The 23,391-nt window shown below is 51.1% G+C and carries 25 protein-coding genes, 2 tRNA genes and 1 pseudogene; 13 read left to right on the top strand and 15 right to left on the bottom strand.

The window, feature by feature from the left end; genetic code table 11:
- The first annotated feature begins 51 nt into the window (after positions 1–51).
- A tRNA-Thr gene (locus AC8GDC_RS05340) sits at positions 52–127 on the top strand.
- Here AC8GDC_RS05340 and AC8GDC_RS05335 read toward each other — a convergent pair.
- Together AC8GDC_RS05335 and msrB are read right to left on the bottom strand one after the other, a co-directional pair.
- On the bottom strand, positions 128–871 hold the full coding sequence (locus AC8GDC_RS05335) for a DUF554 domain-containing protein (RefSeq protein ID WP_506557626.1): 744 nt from the start codon (positions 869–871) through the stop codon (positions 128–130).
- Positions 872–897: 26 nt separating this feature from the next.
- Entirely contained in the window at positions 898–1,299 is a 402-nt protein-coding gene (msrB, locus tag AC8GDC_RS05330; protein WP_506557625.1) for a peptide-methionine (R)-S-oxide reductase MsrB, read from the bottom strand.
- A 73-nt stretch (positions 1,300–1,372) separates the two neighbouring features.
- Here msrB and AC8GDC_RS05325 point away from each other — a divergent pair, with 73 nt between their 5' ends.
- From AC8GDC_RS05325 to groL, 3 genes are all read left to right on the top strand, one after another.
- Positions 1,373–1,864, top strand: a complete 492-nt coding sequence (locus tag AC8GDC_RS05325; protein ID WP_506557624.1) for a LytR C-terminal domain-containing protein — start codon at positions 1,373–1,375, stop codon at positions 1,862–1,864.
- Between the two features lie 204 nt (positions 1,865–2,068).
- Positions 2,069–2,269: a cold-shock protein gene (locus tag AC8GDC_RS05320; protein ID WP_506557623.1), complete on the top strand. Its 201-nt coding sequence runs from the start codon at positions 2,069–2,071 to the stop codon at positions 2,267–2,269.
- 166 nt (positions 2,270–2,435) lie between these two features.
- Positions 2,436–4,058, top strand: coding sequence for a chaperonin GroEL (gene groL / locus AC8GDC_RS05315; RefSeq protein ID WP_506557622.1), 1,623 nt, complete (start codon positions 2,436–2,438; stop codon positions 4,056–4,058).
- Between the two features lies 1 nt (position 4,059).
- On the opposite strand, the gene AC8GDC_RS05310 is transcribed toward groL, so the two are convergent.
- The 6 genes from AC8GDC_RS05310 to AC8GDC_RS05285 form a co-directional block, all read right to left on the bottom strand.
- Positions 4,060–4,347, bottom strand: coding sequence for a WXG100 family type VII secretion target (locus AC8GDC_RS05310; protein WP_506557621.1), 288 nt, complete (start codon positions 4,345–4,347; stop codon positions 4,060–4,062).
- 82 nt (positions 4,348–4,429) lie between these two features.
- The gene (locus AC8GDC_RS05305; RefSeq protein ID WP_506557620.1) at positions 4,430–5,923 is read right to left on the bottom strand and encodes a sensor histidine kinase; all 1,494 of its coding nucleotides are present in this window, start codon (positions 5,921–5,923) and stop codon (positions 4,430–4,432) included.
- Positions 5,923–6,612, bottom strand: coding sequence for a response regulator transcription factor (locus AC8GDC_RS05300; RefSeq protein ID WP_506557619.1), 690 nt, complete (start codon positions 6,610–6,612; stop codon positions 5,923–5,925). Before AC8GDC_RS05300 ends, AC8GDC_RS05305 begins: the two co-directional genes overlap by 1 nt.
- Positions 6,613–6,665: 53 nt before the next feature.
- Entirely contained in the window at positions 6,666–8,300 is a 1,635-nt protein-coding gene (locus AC8GDC_RS05295; protein ID WP_506557618.1) for a DNA repair helicase XPB, read from the bottom strand.
- A gap of 2 nt (positions 8,301–8,302) precedes the next feature.
- A complete protein-coding gene (locus tag AC8GDC_RS05290) occupies positions 8,303–10,030 on the bottom strand; it encodes a helicase-associated domain-containing protein (RefSeq protein WP_506557617.1) in 1,728 nt (575 codons plus the stop codon).
- A complete protein-coding gene (locus tag AC8GDC_RS05285) occupies positions 10,027–10,272 on the bottom strand; it encodes a hypothetical protein (RefSeq protein WP_506557616.1) in 246 nt (81 codons plus the stop codon). The genes AC8GDC_RS05290 and AC8GDC_RS05285 overlap by 4 nt, the downstream gene beginning before the upstream one ends.
- 100 nt (positions 10,273–10,372) lie before the next feature.
- Between AC8GDC_RS05285 and AC8GDC_RS05280 the strand changes: the two genes are divergently transcribed.
- Both AC8GDC_RS05280 and AC8GDC_RS05275 read left to right on the top strand, forming a co-directional pair.
- Positions 10,373–10,756, top strand: a complete 384-nt coding sequence (locus AC8GDC_RS05280) for a cold-shock protein (protein WP_506557615.1) — start codon at positions 10,373–10,375, stop codon at positions 10,754–10,756.
- Positions 10,749–11,018, top strand: a pseudogene (locus AC8GDC_RS05275) (DUF3027 domain-containing protein); the annotation flags it as partial. The gene AC8GDC_RS05280 and the pseudogene AC8GDC_RS05275, both read left to right, overlap by 8 nt.
- Before the next feature lie 45 nt (positions 11,019–11,063).
- Here AC8GDC_RS05275 and AC8GDC_RS05270 read toward each other — a convergent pair.
- A complete protein-coding gene (locus AC8GDC_RS05270) occupies positions 11,064–11,291 on the bottom strand; it encodes a DUF2530 domain-containing protein (RefSeq protein ID WP_506557614.1) in 228 nt (75 codons plus the stop codon).
- Entirely contained in the window at positions 11,291–12,409 is a 1,119-nt protein-coding gene (gene serC / locus AC8GDC_RS05265; protein WP_506557613.1) for a phosphoserine transaminase, read from the bottom strand. Before serC ends, AC8GDC_RS05270 begins: the two co-directional genes overlap by 1 nt.
- Before the next feature lie 217 nt (positions 12,410–12,626).
- Here serC and AC8GDC_RS05260 point away from each other — a divergent pair, with 217 nt between their 5' ends.
- Positions 12,627–13,532: a C40 family peptidase gene (locus tag AC8GDC_RS05260; protein ID WP_506557612.1), complete on the top strand. Its 906-nt coding sequence runs from the start codon at positions 12,627–12,629 to the stop codon at positions 13,530–13,532.
- A 293-nt stretch (positions 13,533–13,825) separates the two neighbouring features.
- Positions 13,826–14,329 carry an HNH endonuclease gene (locus AC8GDC_RS05255; protein ID WP_506557611.1) on the top strand — a complete coding sequence of 168 codons (504 nt, stop codon included), beginning with the start codon at positions 13,826–13,828 and terminating at the stop codon, positions 14,327–14,329.
- A 24-nt stretch (positions 14,330–14,353) separates the two neighbouring features.
- On the opposite strand, the gene AC8GDC_RS05250 is transcribed toward AC8GDC_RS05255, so the two are convergent.
- Positions 14,354–14,425 (bottom strand) — tRNA-Arg (locus AC8GDC_RS05250).
- 74 nt (positions 14,426–14,499) lie between these two features.
- Between AC8GDC_RS05250 and AC8GDC_RS05245 the strand changes: the two genes are divergently transcribed.
- Positions 14,500–18,150 (top strand): DUF4011 domain-containing protein, encoded by a 3,651-nt coding sequence (locus AC8GDC_RS05245; RefSeq protein WP_506557610.1) that lies wholly within the window; start codon positions 14,500–14,502, stop codon positions 18,148–18,150.
- Here the strand turns inward: AC8GDC_RS05245 and AC8GDC_RS05240 are convergent.
- Both AC8GDC_RS05240 and AC8GDC_RS05235 read right to left on the bottom strand, forming a co-directional pair.
- On the bottom strand, positions 18,147–18,371 hold the full coding sequence (locus AC8GDC_RS05240; RefSeq protein WP_506557609.1) for an FmdB family zinc ribbon protein: 225 nt from the start codon (positions 18,369–18,371) through the stop codon (positions 18,147–18,149). The two genes, AC8GDC_RS05245 and AC8GDC_RS05240, sit on opposite strands and share 4 nt — an antisense overlap.
- Before the next feature lie 38 nt (positions 18,372–18,409).
- Positions 18,410–18,973, bottom strand: a complete 564-nt coding sequence (locus AC8GDC_RS05235; RefSeq protein ID WP_506557608.1) for a 5-formyltetrahydrofolate cyclo-ligase — start codon at positions 18,971–18,973, stop codon at positions 18,410–18,412.
- Between the two features lie 18 nt (positions 18,974–18,991).
- On the opposite strand from AC8GDC_RS05235, the gene AC8GDC_RS05230 reads away from it, so the two are divergent.
- The 3 genes from AC8GDC_RS05230 (at position 18,992) to AC8GDC_RS05220 (ending at position 20,948) form a co-directional block, all read left to right on the top strand.
- Positions 18,992–19,600, top strand: coding sequence for a GNAT family N-acetyltransferase (locus AC8GDC_RS05230; protein ID WP_506557607.1), 609 nt, complete (start codon positions 18,992–18,994; stop codon positions 19,598–19,600).
- A gap of 61 nt (positions 19,601–19,661) precedes the next feature.
- The gene (locus AC8GDC_RS05225; protein ID WP_506557606.1) at positions 19,662–20,324 is read left to right on the top strand and encodes a hypothetical protein; all 663 of its coding nucleotides are present in this window, start codon (positions 19,662–19,664) and stop codon (positions 20,322–20,324) included.
- A gap of 51 nt (positions 20,325–20,375) precedes the next feature.
- Entirely contained in the window at positions 20,376–20,948 is a 573-nt protein-coding gene (locus tag AC8GDC_RS05220) for a hypothetical protein (RefSeq protein ID WP_506557605.1), read from the top strand.
- Between the two features lie 83 nt (positions 20,949–21,031).
- Here the strand turns inward: AC8GDC_RS05220 and AC8GDC_RS05215 are convergent, their stop codons facing one another.
- Entirely contained in the window at positions 21,032–21,949 is a 918-nt protein-coding gene (locus tag AC8GDC_RS05215) for a TIGR01777 family oxidoreductase (RefSeq protein WP_506557604.1), read from the bottom strand.
- A gap of 77 nt (positions 21,950–22,026) precedes the next feature.
- On the opposite strand from AC8GDC_RS05215, the gene AC8GDC_RS05210 reads away from it, so the two are divergent.
- Complete coding sequence (locus AC8GDC_RS05210) at positions 22,027–23,076, top strand: TerC/Alx family metal homeostasis membrane protein (RefSeq protein ID WP_506557603.1); 1,050 nt, start codon at positions 22,027–22,029, stop codon at positions 23,074–23,076.
- Here AC8GDC_RS05210 and AC8GDC_RS05205 read toward each other — a convergent pair.
- Entirely contained in the window at positions 23,063–23,347 is a 285-nt protein-coding gene (locus AC8GDC_RS05205) for a YciI family protein (protein WP_506557602.1), read from the bottom strand. The two genes, AC8GDC_RS05210 and AC8GDC_RS05205, sit on opposite strands and share 14 nt — an antisense overlap.
- Between the last annotated feature and the right edge of the window lie 44 nt (positions 23,348–23,391).

The following is a 23,391-nucleotide window of genomic DNA, read 5'->3' as shown; positions in this document are numbered from 1 at the left end:
CTTTTTGGGTAGACTTTGGGGGTACCTAGAGGCTTGTTCTTCTAGGAACAGGCCGACCTGGCGCAATTGGTAGCGCACCGCACTTGTAATGCGGGGGTTAGGGGTTCAAGTCCCCTGGTCGGCCCCACTAAATTGAAATCAAAATCAAAGTCAGGATCGGCGCAACTATTAGCGCCGGCAGCATGTTGCCAACGGCAACCTGACGAATCTGCAGCAGCCTCAGGCCAACGCCAAGAAGCAAAACCCCTCCGGTAGCTGTCAGTGCTGAGATAACTGGGGCCGAAACCACTGAGCCAACCGCAAAAGCTAAGACAGTTAGAAGCCCCTGCCAAATTCCAACCGGAATTGCCGAGAGTGCAACACCCCAACCAAGACTTGCTGCAAAAGCCAAAGAGGCAAAGCCGTCGAGGATTGACTTGGTGGCAAGCTGCTCGATACCTTGACCTAGGCCATCACTAAGGGCACCAAGGATTGCCAGGGGACCGATGGTGAAAACAAGTGATGCATTTACAAATCCAGTTATGAACTTCTCTTTCGAGTCTTTGGATCCCTTGCCGGCAAAACGCTTTTGCAAAACCGTGCCGAATTTTTCAAGTCGCTGCTCAATTTTCAGAGCAGAGCCAATAATTCCGCCAATCAAGATTGCCCCGATGACAATCAAAAGCGGAATGCCAGGTCCCACAGAAGCCACAAACTCAGCATCCAGCAGGGAGATAACGTTTAGGCCACCGAGTACCAAAACCACAAGACCCAGACCGTCAGTGACAACGCGGGAGGTTTTTTCGCTTAGGCGATTTCCAACCAAAATTCCTGCGGCTGTTCCGATAAGTATCGCAAGCACGTTGATGATGGTGCCAAGCCCAATGATCACTTTTTCAGAACTACTTTCTTGAACTACTAGTTAGCTTGTTCAAAGGTAATGCTAACGGAGTTGATGCAGTAGCGATCTCCAGTTGGGGTTTGAGGTGCATCTTCGAAGACGTGACCCAAGTGCGAGCCGCAGGCTCGGCAGCGAACCTCGACGCGCTTCATGCCCAAAGTGTTGTCCTCAAGAAGTTCAACTGCATCGGTTGATTTTGGTTCATAGAAACTAGGCCAGCCACAGTGTGAATCAAATTTTGTTTCTGATCTAAACAATTCAGCCTGGCAACCACGGCAGCGGAAGATCCCCATACGCTTTTCATCCAGAAGTGGCCCAGTGTAAGCACGCTCAGTGCCAGCCTCGCGAAGAACGTGGTACTCAAACTCGGTCAATTCCTCGCGCCACTTGGAATCTGGCTTATCCATGGGGTAGGTCATATTGGGGCTACCTTTCTTGTGGTCTTGATGCCTAATATAAAGGGCCCCGACCTTTTTGAATTAAAGAGAAACCATGCCCAAGTCTTTCCAGGACGAATTCGACACCGCTACCGGTGTTGGAGGAAAGCACCTTGCCCCCAAGAGAGCTCTTGATTACATAGTTTCTTTCCTAACCCTTACCTTTCTATCTGCTGCTTTAGCTGGCGGAGGCATCCTGGGCCTTCAGCTCTGGGATACCGGCGTAATCCTCTCTGGTCTAGTGGCCCAGGATGACCGAGTGCCTCAGCTAGAGGTGGCAATTGTGGATGGAACCAATACCGGCAAGGCTCAAGCAATCGGGGACGAGCTCTTGGATGAAGGCTGGAACATCGTTTCTGCTACCAGCTTGTCCGATCTGGACCCAGCCCTGGAACCGGCAGCCTCGACCCTGATCTTCCTATCAAGTGAGGGCTACAGGGCTGATGCGGCGGGGCTTTTGGCCATTTTCCCGGGCGCCGCAATCACCGTTTCGGACCAGTTTTTGGCACCCGTTACGGTGCTAATTGGCACCGATTACCTTGGCTAAACCAGCCAGTTTGCCTCAAAAAAACTTCTTTACTATTGGGCCCTATTCAGGGATAGAGTAATAAACGGTCGTAGAAAAAGCCCTAGCCCCAAAAGCTGTTGGTTTAGAAATGCAATCCTGGATCCCCCGGTTTGGAAGCGACTGAGTTAGAAAACCCAAGGGTTTTCGAAGCTGCATTCAAACACAAGGTAACAGGAGAAACACATGGCACAAGGAACCGTAAAGTGGTTCAACGCTGAGAAGGGCTTCGGCTTTATTACTCAGGACGGTGGAGCGGACGTATTCGTTCACTTCTCAGCTATCCAGGGCGATGGCTACAAGGAGCTCAAGGAGAACCAGCGCGTTGAGTTCGAAGTAAAGAACGGCGACAAGGGCCCTCAGGCCGACGCTGTAAACGTAATCTAGGACCAAACTAGGCTTACTAAAAAACCGCCTTCCTTCGGGGAGGCGGTTTTTTGCTGCCCAGTCTCCACTTGCACTCCTGCCCAGAGAGTGCTAAAAATAGAGTTAGCACTCATACAAATAGAGTGCTAAAACCTACCTACATACCAACTTCGGGAGAAACCCAAAAATGGCAAAAATCATAGCTTTCAATGAAGAGGCCCGTCGCGGCCTAGAGCGCGGCCTAAACATTCTGGCTGACACCGTAAAGGTAACCCTCGGCCCTCGTGGACGCAACGTCGTTCTTGAGAAGAAGTGGGGAGCACCAACAATTACCAACGACGGTGTTTCTATCGCTAAGGAAATCGAGCTTGAGGACCCGTTTGAGAAGATCGGTGCCGAGCTTGTCAAGGAAGTTGCAAAAAAGACTGACGACGTAGCAGGAGATGGAACTACCACCGCTACCGTTTTGGCCCAGGCACTTGTTCGCGAAGGACTTCGCAACGTTGCAGCCGGAGCTGACCCGATCAGCCTAAAGCGCGGAATCGAAAAGGCTGTTCAGGCAGTAACCGTCGAGCTACTTGCTAACGCCAAGCCAGTTGAGACCAAGGAGCAGATTGCTGCTACCGCATCAATTTCTGCAGGAGATACTCAGATCGGTGAGATCATCGCCGAGGCAATCGACAAGGTTGGCCGCGAAGGTGTTGTCACCGTTGAAGAATCAAACACATTCGGAATTGAGCTACAGCTAACCGAAGGTATGAGATTCGACAAGGGTTACATCTCTGCATACATGGTCACCGACCCAGAGCGTCAGGAAGCAGTTTTAGAAGACGCTTATGTTCTAATCGCTAACTCGAAAATCACCAACATCAAGGACCTACTTCCTGTAGTTGACAAGGTCATCCAGGCTGGCAAGCCACTTCTTGTTATCGCTGAAGACATCGAAGGCGAAGCACTAGCTACCTTGATCGTGAACAAGATCCGCGGAATCTTTAAGTCTGTTGCCGTAAAGGCCCCAGGCTTTGGTGACCGTCGTAAGGCAATGCTTCAGGACATCGCTATCTTGACCGGTGGACAGGTTATCTCGGAAGAGGTAGGCCTAAAGCTTGAAAACACCGACCTAACCATGTTGGGTCGCGCTCGCAAGATCGTTGTCACCAAGGACGAGACCACAATCGTTGAGGGCTCGGGCGACCAGGCTCAGATTGCCGGCCGCGTTGAGCAGATCCGTCGCGAAATCGAAGCTACCGACTCTGACTACGACCGCGAGAAGCTACAGGAGCGTCTAGCCAAGCTTGCCGGTGGAGTTGCAGTTATCAAGGCTGGAGCAGCTACCGAGGTTGAGCTAAAGGAGCGCAAGCACCGCATCGAAGATGCAGTTCGAAACGCCAAGGCTGCCGTTGAAGAAGGAATTGTTGCCGGTGGTGGAGTTGCTCTACTACAAGCTGGCAAGACTGCATTCAGCAAGCTAAAGCTCGAAGGTGACGAGGCAACCGGTGCGAACATCGTTCGCGTTGCTATCTCAGCACCTTTGAAGCAGATCGCCATCAACGCGGGACTCGAGCCAGGCGTTGTTGCTGACAAGGTTGAGAACCTACCTTCCGGACACGGTCTAAACGCCGCAACCGGTGAGTACGTTGACATGCTTGCAGCTGGCATCAACGACCCAGTGAAGGTGACTCGTTCAGCACTTCAGAACGCAGCATCGATCGCCGGATTGTTCTTGACCACCGAAGCCGTAGTCGCCGAGAAGCCTGAGCCTGCAGCACCTGCAATGCCTCAAGGTGGCGGCGAAGGTATGGGCTTCTAACTTACAAAAACAACCTTTGGTTGGCGTACTCGATATCGCGATACTGCGAAGCCGCAAGGCTAAGAGCCACTCCAATCTCAGCTAACTGAGCATCAACTGCGCCTGCAGTGGTTCGCCAGCGATTAGCCAAGGCCTGGAAAGATTCGGCCGCAGCTCCTCGCCACGAACCCTGCAGGTTTTGCAGTTGGGTGTGAAGTGACTGGACCTCGGACTGAAGCCTAGAAATAGTTGCATTGATTGTTCCGGTGGCAGCCAGCACCTGCTCGCTGTCGACTTGAAACTGAGCCATTTTTGTTATCCCTTCTATAGGGGATAAGGCTAACTACCCAGTTGTTCACTGGGTTTGGAGAATCTAAAGCTGTGGAGAGAAACTAGACCCAGTTGTGTTGGGCCGGAAGCTTGATCCTGAAGGTCGCTCCGCCGCCAGGGGTTTCTCGAACTTCAATGCGGCCTTTATGCAAAGAGACAATTTCTTTAACAATCGCAAGGCCTAATCCGGTACCACCGGTGTCTCGGTTTCTAGAGTTATCCGCTCGGTAAAAGCGTTCAAAGACTTTGTCTCTAAGTTGTTTTGGAATACCCTCGCCGTGATCGATTACATCGAGAATTACCTCATCATCAGTTTTTTGTCCGATGGCAATTTCAATCGATCCATTGTCTGGACTGAAACGCTTGGCGTTTTCGATAAGGTTCACCAGGACTTGACGAATCTGTCCCTCGTTGACCTCGGCGCTCAGAGAAAAGTCAGCTGGCACTTTTGCTCCGCCAAGAGTCAGCAACGACAGGGAAATTTTTTGCTTGCCCTGGATGTCCCTAGCGATGATATCCCGCGCTAGCTTTGCCAGGTCTGTCGGAGCTGCATCCAGTTTTTGATTTTCATCTAAACGGGCCAGGGTAAGAAGGGATTCCACCAGCGAGCTCATCCGAATGGCTTCGGCTTCAATTCGGCCCATGGCTTCTTGAACTTCAGATTTTTTCGTAAGCGCTCCCTTTCGGTACAACTCGGCATATCCTCTAACGGACACCAGCGGGGTGCGAAGTTCATGAGAGGCATCGGCTACGAACCTGCGCATTTGAGAAACCGTTTTGTTTCTGGAAGATACTGAATCCTCTAGGGAATCAAGCATCGAGTTCAGAGATCTATTCAGTCGGGCAATCTCGGTTTTTCCTGGTCGCTCAATCAGTCTTTGAGATAGGTCACCTGAGGCAACCAGCTTCGCAGTTCTTTCAACTTCCCGAAGTGGCCTTAAGGCCTGGGCAATTGTGAGCCAGATACTAAGTCCACTGATGGCCAGAAGCAGGAATCCAAAGCCGCCTCCGATGGCCCGATACTGCCTCAAAAGCTCCAGATTGGCGCTGTTTGGCAGGGCAACAACCACCGTGGCAGCGTAGTTTCTAAAGGGTTTAGCAACCACTCGCCAGCTGTCGTGTTCATCGATTGTGACCTCACCAAGCCCGCCGTGCTGGTCAAGGTCAAAAGGCAATCCTGCAGTTGCGGCGGTACCCGCAAGATTTAGAATCGTAAGATTTGGTAGGTCATCCTCGTCGGAATCGCTGGCCATGATTCTGAAAATGGTATTTCCCTCAAGATCGAGAACTGCAATCAGGTAATCACTTGGGAGCCTTGGCAAGTTGAGTCTTTTGGCAAGAATCTTTGGCTCAATAAGACTTGGATTTTCCTGCGACAAAAGTGTTGCCGCAGAAGTAATCAAGTTGTCGGTGTTTTGCTGCAGGTAAGCGCGAAGTAGTGTCACTGTTCCAAAACTAGAAACTAAAAGCAGAAGGCCGATTAGCGCAACTGACAAACCGGTCAACTTACTTCGAAGTGAAACCAGTTCCCAAGCTTTGCCAATCTTTGACTGCATTAGTCATGTTTCTTATAGATGTAGCCAACTCCACGCTTGGTTTGAATAAGCGGACGAGAACTAATTGGGTCGAGCTTTTTGCGAAGGTAAGAAACATACGATTCAACAATTCCCATGTCGCCATTGAAGTCATATTCCCAAACGTGATCCAGAATCTGTGCCTTGGTTAGAACTCGATCTGGGTTCATAACTAAGAATCTAAGAAGTTTGTATTCGGTAGGGGATAGATCAACTAGTTTGCCTTCGATTGTTACCTCGTGCGCATCTTGATTGATTACAACCGCACCAGCATCAATTACTGAAGGCTCGGCATCTGCAGTTTTGGTTCTGCGAAGGATCGCTTGAATGCGAGCAACAACTTCATCAAGACTGAATGGCTTTGTTAGGTAATCATCGCCACCGACGGTAAGGCCAGTGATCTTGTCTTCAACATCATCGCGTGCCGTTAGAAACAGAATTGGGGCCTGGAAACCGGCTGAACGAAGTTTCTTGGTGACGCTGAATCCATTCATATCCGGAAGCATGACATCAAGCAAAATGATGTCAGGCTCGGACTCAGTCACTGCAGCTACGGCCTGCGCGCCGTTGGCTGCTGATTGAATCTCGTACCCGGCGAACCTAAGGCTGGTAGCTAATAGGTCGCGGATGTTGGGCTCGTCATCGACGATTAGAACTCGTGTTTTGGCCATAGCTGAAGTGTCGCAGTTTTAGCTGGGAGAAACCTGAGAGTTAGTTGAGTGTCCTAAATGCTTGAGACATCAAGGATTTGGTAGCTGTAGCCCTGCTCAGCCAGGAAGCGCTGGCGGTTCTGGGCAAAGTCCTGATCGACTGTATCCCTGGCAATGATTGTGTAGAAACTAGCGGTTCGACCATCGGCCTTTGGCCTTAGAAGTCGCCCCAGCCGTTGCGCCTCTTCTTGCCTCGAACCATAGGAGCCGGAAATTTGGATTGCCACTGATGCCTCGGGTAGATCCACCGAGAAGTTGGCAACTTTAGAAACCACCAGGGTTGGCTCGGCGCCTTCTCTAAATGCTTGAAACAATCTCTCGCGTTCATTCACTGGCGTCTCACCGGTGATTCTAGGAATCTTCAGCAAGGTCGCAACTTCATCAATCTGATCTAGATACTGTCCGATGATTAGAGTCGGTTCACCTTTGTGCTTTGCCAGTAATTTGTGAATAACAGGAATCTTTGTTTTCGATGTGGCCGCCATTCGATAGCGATCTTCTTGCTCAGCGATTGCGTAGTCGAGTCTTTCTTGCTCTGGAAGGTCAACTCGAATTTCAAAACACTCAGCAGGAGCGATGTAGCCTTCTGCTTCAATTTCTTTCCAAGGAGCGTCAAAGCGCTTAGGTCCAATCAGCGAAAAGACATCCCCTTCTTTTCCATCCTCACGAACCAAGGTTGCAGTAAGCCCAAGTCTTCTTCTAGCTTGAAGATCTGCAGTCATTTTGAAAATAGGTGCTGGCAGAAGGTGTACTTCGTCGTAGACAATCAGTCCCCAGTCCTTGGCATTTAGTAGTTCAAGGTGCGCGTACTCACCTTTTCTTTTTGCGGTAAGGATTTGGTAGCTCGCAATTGTCACTGGCTTTACTTCTTTGACAGATCCGGAGTACTCACCAATTTCGTCTTCGGTCAAAGTGGTGCGTTTCAAAAGCTCTGCTCGCCACTGTCTAGCGGCAACGGTGTTTGTCACAAGAATCAAGGTATTGGTTTTTGCTCTCGACATTGCAGCTGCACCAACAATTGTCTTTCCCGCACCACACGGTAAAACCACAACTCCGGAGCCACCGTCCCAGAATTTCTCGACGGCTTTGGTTTGGTAGTCGCGGATGTTCCAACCGGTTTCATTCAGGGCGATTTCGTGAGGTGCCCCCGGGGTATAGCCGGCCAAATCCTCGGCTGGCCAACCAAGTTTTAGAAGCTCCTGCTTCAAAGATCCCCGGGCAAAGGCCAACACTTCGAAGCTGTCTTCTGAGACCCTTGGGCCCAAAAGGGCTGCAATTCGGGGGCTTCTGGAGGCCTCGAGCAAGATGGGCGTGGATTCGCTAGTTAGCAAAAGCACCCCATCAGGGTTTCTGCGAATTACAAGTTTCCCGTAGCGATCCATGGTCTCTGAGATATCGACCCGAACTGATGAGGGGATTGCGAACTTGGCGTATTTATCCAGCACCCCGAGCACGTAGTCACTGCCGTGGCCTGCTGCCCGAGCGTTCCAAAGACCAAGCTTGGTGATTCGGTAGGTGTGGATGTGCTCAGGTGCTCGCTCTAGCTCAGCAAAGATTGCCAGGTCGTGGCGAGCATCGGATGCTTGCGGGTGGTCAACTTCTAGCAGCGCAGTTTTATCGCTTTGAACAATCAGTGGGCCTGTTGTCATCGCTAACCGATCAAAATTGATGTGATGGCGGAAACTGGAAGTGTTCTTTCAATGTCAGCTTTGCGATCTCGTGCTCGAAGTCTTCCGTTGGCGATTCCGATTGGCTCGAGCAGAAAATCCATAATCTTGCCGTTGGCGTTGATCTGAACCTGCAGAATGCTCTTGGTCTTTAGGGCAAGCAGAATCTTTCTTTCCATGTCCGATGCAGGGGCCGCATCCGCCATCTCAACATCTTGAGCGCGGAGTCTTTCAATCTGCTGCAAGAACACCGCTGCCTCATTTGAGGTTTTGTGAACTGACGAAGGGGCAATTACCTTGCCCTTGTCATCTACCCGCACTGCTAGATATCCGCTTTCTCTCAATGAGTGATACAGCGCCTGCGCATCAAGGGGTGAAGTAATTCCTTGCGGCCTTGCCTCTAGCATTAGAGGCTTGAGCTTTGAGTCCATGGTGATTTGCTTGGCTAGTAGCTCATCGCTTGAAACTAATAGGCTGCCTTTTTCCTGCGCTGAAATTTTTAGGCGACCGAAGCGCTCTGCTGTTTCACGAATCAGGTAATCAACCGGCTGAGGCAAAGAAGAGCCGTTGAGTTTTTGCAGTAGCTGACGGATTTGGTTTTCGGTTAAGCCTTCCTCAAGACCACAGCTGATGCTCAAAGGGGAGATTCGGTAGCTGGAGGCAAGGCCAATGCTCTCGGTGTCAGCGAATTTTCGAAGCTGCACCTCAAGCGAGCTAACCAGGGGCCCTGGGGTAATGATCGATAGGTCAGCCTGGATGATGATGCGCTCCTGCTGGGATGGAAGCCTGGATTCCAGGGCCTTGGCGGCCGGGGCTAGCTTGTGGGCAAGCACGTCAGCTAGCCAACTGGCAGGCACTCCTGCTGAGCTAAGTCCGATTTGATCTGCCATTTCAGCCAGCCGGTTGACCCTTGAGGCCGGGGCCAGGCTCGAGAACGGAAAGCTGATTTGAATTAGGTCTTTGAGTTTTTTGGATTTGTGTTGGGTCAGCTGAGCCAGAACTTCTTTGGCACCTGCAACTCCCAGCATCGAGCTCCAAGCTTCACAAAGAATCAACCAGCGAGCCTTGGGGCTTGCGGTGATCCAGCTGTCGGCCAGGGCAGTGGGTTGGAATCTTTTATCGCTGGCAGATACTAGGCCGGCAACTTTAGCTAATTCAAATATTGTTTTGACGTACTCTTTGCTCTTGCCAAGGTGGGTCGATGCTCGCTTGACATCCGGCAGACCCAAGGAGCCTTTGGCTACCTCTCTTACCAGATGCTGATCGAGATCGAAGATCAGCTCGGTCACTGCCTGCATAGCTTCGAAGGCATGAATACCGCAGTCAAGATCAACTGCATTCTGATCATTCTCAATTGGGTTATCCGAAACTACGCTCAGCGAAGAAGTCCTTGGAGATTCACTCAGTCGATCTTTGAGCCAGTCGTAAACGCTTGGTTCGTCGGTGCTCCAAATCAGAAGCTCTTTGCCCAAAAGACCAACTTGTTCTTTGGAGACTTTTTCGCTGGCAACAAGTGATCGAAGGGAGATAAGCATTTGGTTTGTGATTCCGGCCACCGTTAGGGCTTGTGATTTTGGTGCCAGCAGAGCGTTGGCTAAATCGAAGAAGTCTTTATAGTCGCTAAGGGATAATCCGCGCTCGTGGACAACCAACCCTAAGGTGGCATCGGGGGCCGACCTAAGTGCGGTTGCTAAACGGTAGAGGTCGCTCATTTTTTGTTTTCGCGTCCCTTGCGCCTAAGGGCTAGGCCCAGCAGCACCATGATCAAGACGAAGCCGGCCGGTAATCCCAGCAGCGGGATCTGGGCAAAAATGGCCAAATTACTTGTCGAGCCCAGGTAGCTTGCGACCAGGGTGATCAGGATTGAGACCAGTGACAATCCAATGATTCCGGCTCCCATGTAAGCAAGAGTGGTTTCAAGCCGGGATGGGCCAGGGCGCTCAGATTTAGTCATCCTTATAGGATACCTGAGCTTTAGAGCCTGTGCCTTGGGGGTTTAAACCAAAGCAGTCGGTCAGTCGGTAAAATGGAGGTTCTCTAGAAAGAGGTATCGAATGCCAACCGGCAAAGTGAAGTTCTTCGACGAAGAAAAGGGCTTTGGCTTCATCGCATCCGATGAAGGCCAAGAGGTTTTCTTACACATCAGCGCTCTGCCTGAAGGTGTCAGCGAGGTTAAGCCTGGAACCCGGGTTGAGTTTGGAATCGTCGATGGCAAAAAAGGCGCTCAGGCGCTGTCGGTTCGCGTGCTCGAGGTACCGCCATCGCTAGTAAAGATGTCTCGTAAGCCAGCCGACGAAATGTCGGTAATTGTTGAGGACCTAATTCGCCTGCTGGATAACATCGGCGGGGGACTAAAGCGCGGCAAGCAGCCAGAGCCAGCTCAGGGCAGAAAGATTGCCTCCTTGCTTCGCAAGCTCGCTGAAGAGCTAGATGCTTAAGCGCCTCAAAAAACCTCAGCACCAAGGCTTCGCCGAGAAAGCTGCCAAAGAGTTTGCCCCTAATGGGGGCGTAGGTAAGTTTCTGGGAACAGTCGACGAAGAAACTAACGTTGTCAGTTATCGCTTTCAAGCAAACATGAAAGAGTATCTCGGCTGGGAATGGAACGTTGTTGTTTTCCAAGCCAAGAAAGCTGACCCGACTGTTTCAGAGGTGGTTTTGCTTCCCGGCAAAGAATCCATCGTGGCACCGGACTGGGTGCCCTGGTCTGAGCGTCGCGCAGAGCTGGACAAGTCCGAAGCTAAAGACCTAGCGGTTGCGGACCTTGAAGAAACCGAAGATCCCAAGGCAGATGCCGAAGATACAGGTAAGCGCCCACCACTCGGGAAGAGGCTCAGAAAGCGTTTGATTAAGAAGCAAGATAGCAACAAGGCCAAGAAGCCACGCAAGGGTGCCAAGTAATACTGCCAGAGAAGCGTTTGATTCAATCGGCTCAGGATCTGGCTTAGCCTCAGATTCCTTCACTCGAAATTTCATTAGCCTAGCTCCGCTACCACGTAATCGATACAGGCAATTAGTGCCTCGATGTCAGCTTGGTCGGTTGAAGTGAAAGTTGCAACTCGAAGCTGGTTTCTTCCAAGCTTGCGATAAGGATCCACATCCACCACACCGTTTGACCGAAGCACCTTGGCAATCTCGGCTGCGTCGATTGCCTGATCAAAATCGATTGTGACAACCACCTGGGAGCGGTGCTTCGGGTTAGCAACAAAGGCGCTCGCAAAGCTAGTTGCATCAGCCCAGTCATACAACAGCTTCGAAGACGCTTTGGTCTTGGCATCGGCCCAAGCCAAGCCGCCGGATGAGTTAATCCACTTGATTTGCTCGTTTAGCAAAAATAGCGTCGAGATCGCAGGGGTGTTCAATGTCTGATTCAGTCTGGAGTTATCAATGGCGATCTGGAGAGATAAGAACTCAGGGATGTAGCGATCCGTGGCAGCAATCTTGTCTGCGCGCTCCAAAGCCTTGGGGCTCATCAGAGTTAACCAGAGCCCGCCGTCAGAGCCAAAGTTTTTCTGGGGAGCGAAGTAGTAAACATCCGTATTCGATGCTTCGAAGTCGATTCCTCCAGCAGCCGAGGTGGCATCGGTCAAGAAAATCGCATCTTGGTCCGCTCCGGCTACTTTTTCAACTGGTGTCACAACCCCGGTTGAGGTTTCGTTGTGCGGGTATACATATGTATTGACGCCGGCTGTTGCCGAAAGCTCAGACCTGGATCCAACTTCACCTTTTTTGATATCCATTGACCCCAAGAAGGGCGCTGAAAGGGCCTTGGCGAATTTGGCCCCGAACTCACCATGAACCAAAGCTTGAGAGTTACCATCAGCTAGAGAGTAAGCAGCCACGTCCCAAAAGGCAGTTGAGCCACCATTTCCTAAAACGATTTCGTAGCCCTTTGGAGCCCTAAACAACTCAAGAAGTCCACTTTGGACCTCAGAAACCATGTCTTTTATGGGTTTTTGGCGGTGAGAGGTGCCCATAAGCTTCGACCCCGCCGAGCCAAAGGCGGCCAGCTGTTCTGGGCGCAAAATGGACGGTCCGCAGCCAAAACGGCCATCTTTAGGCAGTAAATTGCTGGGAATTAGGATTTCGGGCATACCGATGAGTTTAGTAGCCTGCGAGTTTCCCGATAAGGGCACGTGGCGGGTTGCCCCCGAAATTCATGGGTTAGACTTGTCAAGCTGTCCAAATCAATCCATTTGGGCAGTCGGATCTGAAATGTTTCCACCGCCTGGAATCAGATCTTTAGAACTTATAGTTTCGATTCAGGACTGACTTCTTTATAGAGGTCATTGGAGCACCGGAGGTAACGGTTTGGCCAGTACTGGTTCAGGCAGACACAGAGCAGACGTTGAGATTAACGTCCTTGAATCCTTTGAGGTTCGCTCAAGACGTTCAATTCGCGAGGCTGAAAAAGCCAAACTCGATAGAACCTCTCGTCGCGCTCGCCGTGCCCTTGCTCGCATGGAAGCCCGGGCCATAAAGCGCGAAAAGGCCCTAGCTAGACCGGTTGCCCTTTCAGCTGGCGATCACAGACTCCGCTCCAACCCAACTTTCAGAACTGCCATAACTATGCTTACCGCCTCAGGGCTTCTGGCAACCGTGGCCCTTCCGGCCTATGCCTACGACCCAGAAATTGCCGCCATGGCAAGACTTACCACCACTAACCAGGCTGATATTGTTCAGACCGATGGCACTCAGAACCTCACCGTGGCAGCAGCCAACACCATCAAGTTCGTTCGAGGCGAATATGCCTCGGCCAATGCTGAGTCGGTACTTCGCCAGCAGACCCTAAATAACTACCTGGCATACAACGGTCCAACAGCGGCCGAGTTTGTCAAAAACCCTCCCTACAGCATCATCTCCTCCGACCAGGTTCTTCAGGTCGCATCGAAGTACGTTGGAACTCCTTACGTATTTGGTGGGTCAAACCCTCGCGGCTTTGACTGCTCTGGGCTGATCTTGTTCGTCTATGCCCAGTTCGGTGTTCCTCTTCTTCACTCGGTGACCGCTCAGGCTCGATCGGGAATTATCGTTTCTCCAGCCGACGCCCTACCTGGCGACCTAGTCATTTATAACGACCACGGCCACAACGGTATTTATGCCGGCAACGGCCAGATGTATCACGCCCCACAGCGCGGTGACTACGTAAAGCTTGGACCAATCAACTCTCTGGTTGAAGCTGGCGGTCACTACTTCGTGCGCCTGGGAACCAACTAGCCTCCAGGCCTAAAAAAACACAGATCCGATTTGGTTTGGCATTGCCCCAGCCTGGGCTAATCTAAGAGACAAGTTATTCATTGTTTTCTTTTTGAAAGGCCAGGGGTTTAGATGACAGGTATGCTTCCCAAGCATTGCTTCCAATCTCGGCAACCCCAGCCAATCGGATCGATACGGGTCCAGTAATCGCGCGTCGTCATTTTTATGACGGCGCTTTTTTTGTGCCCAGGCAGTTAATAACTTGCGAAAACGACCCACAATCCGTGTGGGTCACATTCGAAAGGAATTAAAAAATGAGAACTCTCGTTCTAAATGCCGGCTACGAGCCGCTTGCCGTGGTCAGTTTCAAGCGGGCCATTATCTTGGTGCTCAATCAAAAAGCCACAGTTCTAGCCCAGGCTGGAGTCAGCGTGGTTAGAAGTGCCACCGGTGAATACAAGCTGCCTTCAGTTATCTTGCTATCTCGCTACGTGCGAATCCCTGGATCTCGGGTGATTCCGGTTTCCCGAAGGGGAGTGCTAAGAAGAGACGGCCACCGCTGCGGCTACTGCAAACGCTCAGCCTCAACCGTTGATCACATCCAGCCTCGATCAAGAGGCGGGGATGACTCGTGGGAAAACCTGGTGGCATGCTGCCTTCGCTGCAACAACAAAAAAGGCGATAAGACCTTGGGTGAGATGGGTTGGAGTCTGGATTTTGCTCCAAAGATGCCAGCTGGAAATGTTTGGATGGTTCGCGGTGCGGAGAGATTCGAGCCGGAATGGAATGAGTACTTGGCATTTGCCAGCGCTGCTTAGCCCACATAGCTAAAACAAAAAAAGTGACCCCGAGAAGAATCGAACTTCCGCACAAGGTTTAGGAAACCTCTGCTCTATCCACTGAGCTACGGGGCCATACCCATCAAAGATACCCCAACACTAAGCCGGGCTAGCTGAGTAAAAATCAGTCCCAAAGTTAGTCTTGAAGCATGTCCGAATCTCAAATCCCCGATCTAGCAATTGCTGGTGACAGCTTTGATTTGTGGCTATCGGAAATCAAGCAAATCGGCTGCTCCGATCCACTCAGTCACTTTCGTGACAACTCTTACGGACAGATAAATCTAGAACGAGCTCACCCAGGAGGACTAGCACAGTTCGTAACCGGTCGGCCAGCTTTGTTATCAAACCTGGTTCGAGACCCGCTGTCGTTTTCTAGGGCGCTTTCAGCAGCCCGGCGAATAAAGGCCAAGCAGGCCGCACTGTCTGAGCACTTCGGCCTCGACACTTTGTATATGGCAAGCGGACTAGTTGACCTTAGCGCCGATGGCAAAGAGCTTCGGATGCCGGTATTGCTATGGCCGGTCAACCTTGTGCGTAAGCATGACGATTTTGAACTGAGCCTTTCTCGAAAAGCCATCGTAAATCCAGCCCTTGCCCCAGCTCTCTATGCCGCCTATGGCGTCAGGCTAAACAACGAGGATTTACTCTCCCATGTTCAGGTTGGATCTGACCCGATTCCCATTCGAGTTCTCGATCACATAGCTGCTCTAACCGATTCGGCCGGCTCGCCTGAGCTTCGTCGGATTCTTGTAATTTCAAACTTCTCTTCAGCTGCCATAGAGCTGGCTGCCGATTTCAGAAGATCCGATAACCCAGTGCTAAAGCTGCTCAGCGGAGATTCGACTGCCGATACTTCAAACGAACTTGGCGTTGCCGATCCGATTGCAGTCACCGACTCTGACGCGACCCAAACCAAGATCGTCTCCCGCGCGCTAGCAGGGGCCAGCTTTGCTGTTGAGACCCTGCCAGGTTGTGGATATACCCAGACCGTCTTACTTCTTATTGCAGCGCTGGCTCACCAGGGCAAAAGAGTCTTGGTGCTGGCACCTAGAAGACAAACCCTCAACGAACTAAGCGATCGGATGGCACAGCTCGGCCTTCAAGGACTAGGCATCAGATCAAATGCCACCTGGATGGACATGATTGGTGCCATTTCTCGAAACGAGAAGGCAAAGATCGCCAACTACTCATCTCTTGCAACTCTTAGGGATAGCTCCAGAGAGCAAGTCTCAAATTACTTCGCTTCTTTTTCTAAAGTTGACGGCGAGCTAGGGGTAAGTATCGAGCAGGCGCTCGAGCAACTCTCGAGGCTAGCTGCTAGCCGCAAGCCCCCGCTGAACGAAGCTCGCATTGATGCCGATCAGCTTGGAAGACATCGGGATCTAACCTTTGCGATGACACTGCTTCGCCAAGCCCAAGAACTTGGGGAGTTTGAGATTGGTCCTGAGGACTCGAGTTGGTTTAGGGCAAAATTTGAAAACCCTCAAGAGATTCCTGCTCGGATTGCACTAGCCAAGGCTTTGCACCAGGGAAGCTTCCAGGAGTTGTCCGACCAGCTAGCCGATTTCACAAAAACAGTTGAGTTTGTTCCAGCTAGAAGCGTCACCGACTGGGTGAGCTATTTGGAGTTGTTTGTCGGGGTTCGAGAAACACTGGATAAGTTCAAGCCAGAGGTGTTTGATCGCCCACTAACCGAATTAATCTTTGCTACCGCCCCTAGAAAAGACAAGTCAGTGATGAGCGGTGCCAACCGTCGTCGCCTGAAAAAACTTGCCAAGGAATACTTGCGTCCTGGAATGCACGTAGCGGATATGCACCTGGCACTAAAAGAGATCCAATCCCAGCGCGATATCTGGGCAAAGCACTGCCTGGTTGCCAAAGCCCCTCAGGTTCCCCTCGGTATTGCTCAGGCTCAATCAGCAGTGAACACCTTCGTTGAAGAGCTCAAGGTGCTGCAACTTCACTTAGATTCCGAATCAGTGAACCCAGATCTTGTTGACCAGCCGCTAGAAAAATTGCGCGGTATTCTTCGATCACTTGCCGACGACACTTCGATATTGGATAACTACCCAGAGCGCGCGATGACCCAATCGCGTTTGGACGAAGCCGGTCTTGGCCAGCTCTCGGTGGAGCTAGCCAAGCTTCACACCACCAAAGATGCTCTGCAGTCCGAACTAGAACTGGCCTGGTGGAAATCAGCTCTTGAGACTCTATTGCAAAGATCGGGTAGCTCCCTGGCTGGAGACCACAATCAAGTTGTCGCTAACGAGCAAAGATTTGCCCAGTCGGAAAAAGACCTGATTCACGAGGGCGCGAAGACCGTGGCATTTGAACTTGCCACCTCTTGGAAAAATTCTCTTGAGATATTCCCGACTGAGGCACAAACCCTAAAGGGGCTGCTCAAGCTCAAGCGTGCGGTGTTGTCAGAAGTCCAGGCTCTGGCTCCAAATGTTTATAAGGCACTTGCGCCAGTTGTGATGTGCTCGCCATACGAAGTTCCAACTGTCTTGTCTCGCAGCGACAGCTTTGATGTGGCGATAGTGCTCGATGGAGCTGGGTCTTCTATTGCCGAAAACTACAGCGGTTTAGCAAGAGCCAGCCAGGCAATTATCTTTGGCGATGACGCGATTGCTGCAGCTACCGGCTTCAATCTGGAGTGCCTCCCTGATGAATCCATCGAGCGGGTACCTCCCGAGTCGATTTTCACGGCTGCTAGAACTGTCATGCCAGTTGAGGTTCTAAAAAGAAGCTACCGCTCAAGCGGGCAGGTGCTTGGCGACTACATCAACTCAGAGTTCTACGGCGACCGAATAATCTTTGAACCATCCAAAGATTCCTACTTCGGTCGCTCAAACGCTGTGCTGGTAAAAGTAGCTGCGGCAAAAGCGGCTGAACCTGAGAGCCTAGATGCCGAGGTGGCGCAAGTTATTGATCTGATCTTTAGCCACGCCACTTGGACCCCGCAGGATTCATTGCTGGTTGCAACCGCCAGCCAAAAGCATGCGGAGCGTTTGGATCAGGCTCTGCAAGCTGGCATGAGGGACAAGGCTCACCTGGCTGAGTTTTTCGAAGGCCATGGCCGCGAGAAATTTGAAATCACAACCATTCAGGACCTGGCTCACCGCATCGCCGATCGGGTGATTTTCTCGGTGGGCTTTGGCAAGGGCTCTAATGGTTCTGCACCTAAATCCCTAGGGTTTATTTCTCACCGCGACGGCAATCGCTACCTTGCCAACTGCTTGGTCTCGGCTCGAAAGCACCTCACTGTAGTAAGCGCTCTAGAGGCAGTGGACCTGGTTGACCCGAGCATTATCGGCTCAGATGTGTTGAGGGAAATGCTAAGTGAGATTTCCAAGCCAACCCGAAAAGTCTTAGAGGCCGATGTGAATCCAATGGTTGCTGATTTGGCCATTCGATTGACCAAGCTCGGTGTCACCACCCGAACCAACTTCTCCTCAAGACTGAAGCTGGTTGCCTCAGTGGGAGAAAAAGCTGCGGTAGTTGAACCGGACTGGGGATTGTTGGGCTACAACCTTTCAGAGCGCCACAGACTGCGCCCGATGATGCTTGAATCCCTTGGTTGGGAATACATTAGGGTTCCGAGCTTTGAATTATTCGCTGACCCGGAGCTTGTGGCACAGCGAATTGCCATCGCCTTAGGAATTGAAGTTAGTAAGAAGCCACAGCCGCTTTTTGAAATGGAGCCAAGGGCTTTTGAGGATACCCACTCTGCTTGGGGCGATCCGGTTGATTCAAACGACCAGCGGCTGCGTGAAGACAAACCGCCTCACTGGTCTTAGTCCGAAGATTTAGGAGTGGAGGGCTTTGACCCTTTGGTGCCTGAGTCCCTGGAATCAGTTCTGTAAAAGCCGGTGCCCTTAAAGCTCACACCCAACTGTCCAAACACTTTTCTCAATTCCCCGCCACACTCTGGGCAGAGTGTTTCTTGCTCTGCCGAGAACTCTTGCCAAATATCAAAGCTGTGTTCGCAAGCCTTGCAAACGTAGCTGTAGGTAGGCATTAGTTGTTCTTTCGCTAGGGTAAGGAAGAACTATAAGTTTACCGCTTTGGGCTAAGGGCCAAGATGCCAGTTGGCGTGACCGCATATTGAACCGGGCGATCGTGTGATTCGCTCGGTAATTCAGCCACCAATTCATGTTCGTAAACCACAGCTGCAACGGGACCCTCGAAATTATCTAGGTAGCGATCAAAGAATCCTCCACCTCGGCCTAATCTGTTGCCGAAGGCATCAACCGATAGGGCCGGAGCAATAATCAAATCCAAACCAGCCGGTTCAATCACCTCACCCACTGGCTGCAAAAATCCAAGCTCAGTTGATTCGGTTGCACCCTCGAGGCGAGCAAAATCAATGGTTGATTCAGGTCCAGTCCTTGGGGCAAATAGTGTTATGCCGGCAGCTTTCGCACCGATGACAAATACATCGGTGACTGGCTCGCTTCCAAAGGACAGGTAGATTCCAACAGTTCTTGCGCCAAGTTGCTCACAGAGTTGAAGTAGCTGCGAGCCAATTGCATTTGCAGTTTCAGAAGCTAAAGCTTGAGAGCGTTTGGTGAGCACCTGCGTCCTAAGGCGGGACTTGGCCTCCGAAACATTCTCAGTCATGGCACTAATCTAGCCATCGTGGCCACTTCCCCGATACTCACTCATGGCGATCTGAAGCTTCGCGTTGCGAAGATGAGAGATTCCAAGCAGCTCGAGAAGCTAATCCTCGGCAATCGGGATTGGCTAAGGCCCTGGGAGGCAACTAACCCACACGCCCCAAATTCCTTTGATGTTCGATCACAGCTTCGAGGCTTACTTCGTCAGTTGGATGATCAATCGGGCATGCCATTTGTTATCGAGGTTCAAGGACAGCTTCAGGGTCAGTTGAATGTTGCAAACGTGATGTACGGATCAGTTTCTTCTGCTGTTTTGGGTTATTGGGTTAGTCCTGAGGTCGCAGGGCGTGGAGTAATGCCAACAGCGGTTGCACTGGTGACAGATTATTTGATGGACCAAGTGGGCCTTCACAGAGTGGAAATCAACATCAGACCAGAGAACGTAGCGTCGCTAAGAGTCATACAGAAGCTGGGATTTAGGTACGAAGGGCTCAAGCAGCGCTACATCCACATCAACGGCGACTGGAGAGACCACTACGTATTTGCGCTGACCAAAGAGGAGTTGCCAGAGGGTCTGATGAAAATTTTCATCAGCGGTGAGACCAAATCTCAAAAATATCCTTGGAATTAGAAAAATCAACACGCCCAAGTAAATCCGCAACACGCCGTGTTAACTTCTCTAACTTTGATACATGGATCAAAGCGCAGCACTTGGGGGACTGATGATGCTAGTCATCGCCGGCCTCTTCGTTCTGGTTTTCATCCCGTCCTGGTTTCAAAATCGAGTTGATCGAGCGGACAGTCGTCAAGGTGCGGCTGCGTTGAGAAACCAGGTAAAAGAAGTAAAGTCTTCCTCCCCTGCACCAGCTACCTCAAAGCTTCGGCTGGCAGCTGATCAGGGTCGAAGGCTCTCAATGACAAAAAACACGATGTCGGTTTTGGCAGTCCTGGCCTTTTCAGGATCAGCCACGTCGGCGTTTTTCGCTCTCCAAACCCCGCTACTTTTTGTAGCCACCGGGGCTGGTTTGCTAGTGGGAATGTTCACGCTGCTGGTTGCGATAAAGGCTTCCAGCGAAATTAGAAAGTTGCTAATCAGGGTTGCCCTGTCGAAAACCGAAATGACAGCCAACCTTGCTAGATCCTGGAAAGAACCCGTTCTGGCCAGTGTTTTAGCGGAAAGTGACCCTAGAGCATGGACTCCGAACCCACTACCCTCACCTGCATATACAAGTCGAATTGGTGAGCTCGAAATACCAAACGTTGCGACTGTGACCGAAATTAATCACTCGGGGAAGAATTTCGACACGCAAGACGAAATAAATAAAATCTTGCGCAAAAGACGCGCTACAGCGTAATTTCGTGCTAAAACGCTAGGCTTTTAACAATCTAAGTAGGAGAGCAAAAGAGTGAACACATTTGAACGAGTATCAAAACGAGTATCAAAAAGAGTAAACAAAATATTCCGCGATAACGCACAGCCGGTTTCGAAGGCAATGGGCAAACTTGCCCGCGACATCGCCGACGAGACTGTAGCTGAAGTAGAAGAGGTAAAAAAAATGGCAGTAGCCAAGAAGAAGACCGCAGCTAAGCGCAAGCCAGCTGCCAAGAAAGCAGTAGCAGCAAAGAAGCCAGCGAAGCGCAAGCCAGCTGCGAAGAAGACTGCAGCGAAGCGCAAGCCAGCTGCTAAGAAGACTGCAGCTAAGAAGCCAGCAGCGAAGAAGACTGCAGCGAAGCGCAAGCCAGCTGCTAAGAAGACTGCAGCGAAGCGCAAGCCAGCTGCTAAGAAGACTGCAGCGAAGCGCAAGCCAGCTGCTAAGAAGACTGCAGCGAAGCGCAAGCCAGCTGCGAAAAAAGCAGTAGCAGCGAAGAAGCCAGCGAAGCGTAAGCCAGCCAAGCGTAAGCCAGCTGCATCAGCTGCTGCAAAGCCAGCTGCAAAGCGTAAGCCAGCAAAGCGCAAGCCTGCTGCGAAGAAGAAGTAATTCTCTTTTTCATTTGCTTTAGGAAAACCCCACTCGAAAGAGTGGGGTTTTTCTTTTGTGTAGGTGATCCTAAATTTGTGAGATTACTTGGGGCTAGCTACAACCCAGTCGATTGACGATTTTAGGTCCGGGTAGCGGAACCTAAAGCCCGAGGCAAGAAGCTTGTTTGCTGTCATTTTTTGACTGACCAGGAGCAGCTCTTGGGCAGCTTCGCCAATAAAGAGCGTCATTAGAAACTCTGGGATTCTAAAAAACGTTGGCCGACGAATAGCCTTACCCAATCCAACGATCATCTCTTCGCAGGTGGCCGGTTCTGGGGCGGTGAGGTTGTATGGACCATGTGTCCCCGGGGTGGTGATCAGGTGAATGATTGCCGCGGCCTCGTCGACAAGATTGATCCAAGCCCAGAACTGTTTGCCTGAACCAATTGGGCCGCCTACCCCAAGTTTCAGAAGTGGCATCAGCGGGCCAAGCGCTCCCTTTTTTCGGCTCATGACCAAAGTTGTTCTAACTAGCACCACACGGGCTCGAGCCTTCATGGCCTCCTGCTCCCAGTTGTGAGCAAGATCAGATAGGAAACCTTTCCCCTTCGGGGATTCCTCGCTGAGCCAGGTGGAGCCGCCTTCGCCATAAAAACCGGAAGCCGATCCACTGATTAGTACCTTGGGGGGATTACCGGCCCGGTTGATTGCCGTGACCAGTGTTCTGGTGGAATCAATTCTTGAGGAGACTATTTCTTTTTTGTACTTGGCGGTCCAGGGAATTCGTCCAGTGGTTGCTCCCGCTAGGTTCACAACCGCGTCAACGCTTTCCATAATCTCTGGATCAATTTCACCTTTGGAAGGATTCCAGCTAATTTCGTCAGCGGCCCTAGCGGTTCTTCGAACGAGCCTGATGGCTTCATGGCCGCCTTCTCGTAGCTGACGAGCTAATTCAGTGCCAACTAGCCCACTCGCGCCAGATATAAGTACGCGCATTAGTCCCCAATCGGTGGTTCTCAAGATGGTTCATTCGTAGTCTTGTACAATTCAGAGCTAAACACTAATCCCCAAGGGGCCAACTAAGAAATGGGTGCGCATTGTCCGAGGTCATGAACGTAGAAGCCTGGATCTGGATCGTCTCAATCGCAGCCATTGCGGTAGTTATCATCGGGGATCTGATTGTTCAGGTCAGAAAGCCGCACGAGCCTACTTTCAAAGAATCCGCTATTCAATACGTGGTCTACTTCGGTCTTGCCCTGATGTTCACACTCTTGGTTACCGAAGTTTGGGGTGGTCGATTTGGCGGCGAGTACCTGGCTGGATATATCACCGAGTGGTCCCTGTCAGTTGACAACCTATTTGTCTTTCTAATCATCTTTACTAAGTTCAGGGTTCCAAGGCACCTGCAGAGCGAAGCTCTGCTAGTTGGAATCGTTCTGGCTCTAATCCTTCGTGGAATCTTCATCGCTCTCGGCGCTGCTGCAATCGAGAACTTCAGCTGGGTGTTCTACCTATTCGGCGCATTCTTGCTCTACACAGCCATCCTGCTGGTTTGGGACACCTTCAAAGAGGAAGAAGAAGATAAGGTCCCCGGCGGCAAGATTGTCGCTTTGATCAAGACCAGATTCCGCACCGTTGACGAATTCCACGGCACCAAGCTGACCATCATTCAAAAAGGCAAGCGCTACATCACCCCGCTACTTTTGGTGATGGTTGCAATTGGCTTTACAGACTTGCTGTTTGCACTGGATTCCATCCCAGCCGTTTATGGACTCACCAGTGAGCCATACATCGTGTTTATGGCAAATGCATTCGCACTTCTTGGTCTGCGTCAGCTGTTCTTCTTATTGAGCGGGCTAATGGAGCGCCTGAAGTACCTGGGAGTCGGCCTATCTGTAATCCTCGGATGGATTGGAGTCAAGCTAGTTATCCACGCCCTTCACAAGAACGAGCTTCCATTTATCAATGGTGGAGAACCGATTAAGGTGATTCCCGAAATTACAACCGAGCTCTCTCTTGGAGTTATCGTCTCGACTTTGATTCTCACAACAATCATTAGCTTGATCGCTACCAGCGGTGAAACCAAGTCTGAGAAGAACAAATCGAAGAAGGCCCCAGCAAAAAAGAAGAGCTCTAAGAAGAGCTAAAGGGCCCGAACACCGGATTCCACTGCTGAATAGAGCGAGATCCAATAAAGCCTGCGATGTCAAATGGATCGTTGTCCAAAAGGCTTGATAGCTCGGTTGCTGATTCTGAACTAAAGATAAGTAGTGCTTCTGGGTTATCAATCATCGGACCAGAGGCCAGCAGCTGACCGGTTTCTAATAGAGATGCCAACCACTGCCTGTGTATTGGTCGAATCTCGTTTAGCTGCTCTGGAGTTGCAGCGTAAATGTAAGTGACTGCAAATACTGGCATGGCTTCTTTCTTGATCAGATAAGTACCCCGCTAGCTTATTGGCG

This window comes from Rhodoluna miladensis (SeqCode) (assembly GCF_965234705.1).
Classification (GTDB): Bacteria; Actinomycetota; Actinomycetes; order Actinomycetales; family Microbacteriaceae; genus Rhodoluna; species Rhodoluna miladensis.
The sequence above is the reverse complement of the archived record's forward strand: the minus strand, read 5'-3'. Positions and strand labels throughout refer to the sequence as shown.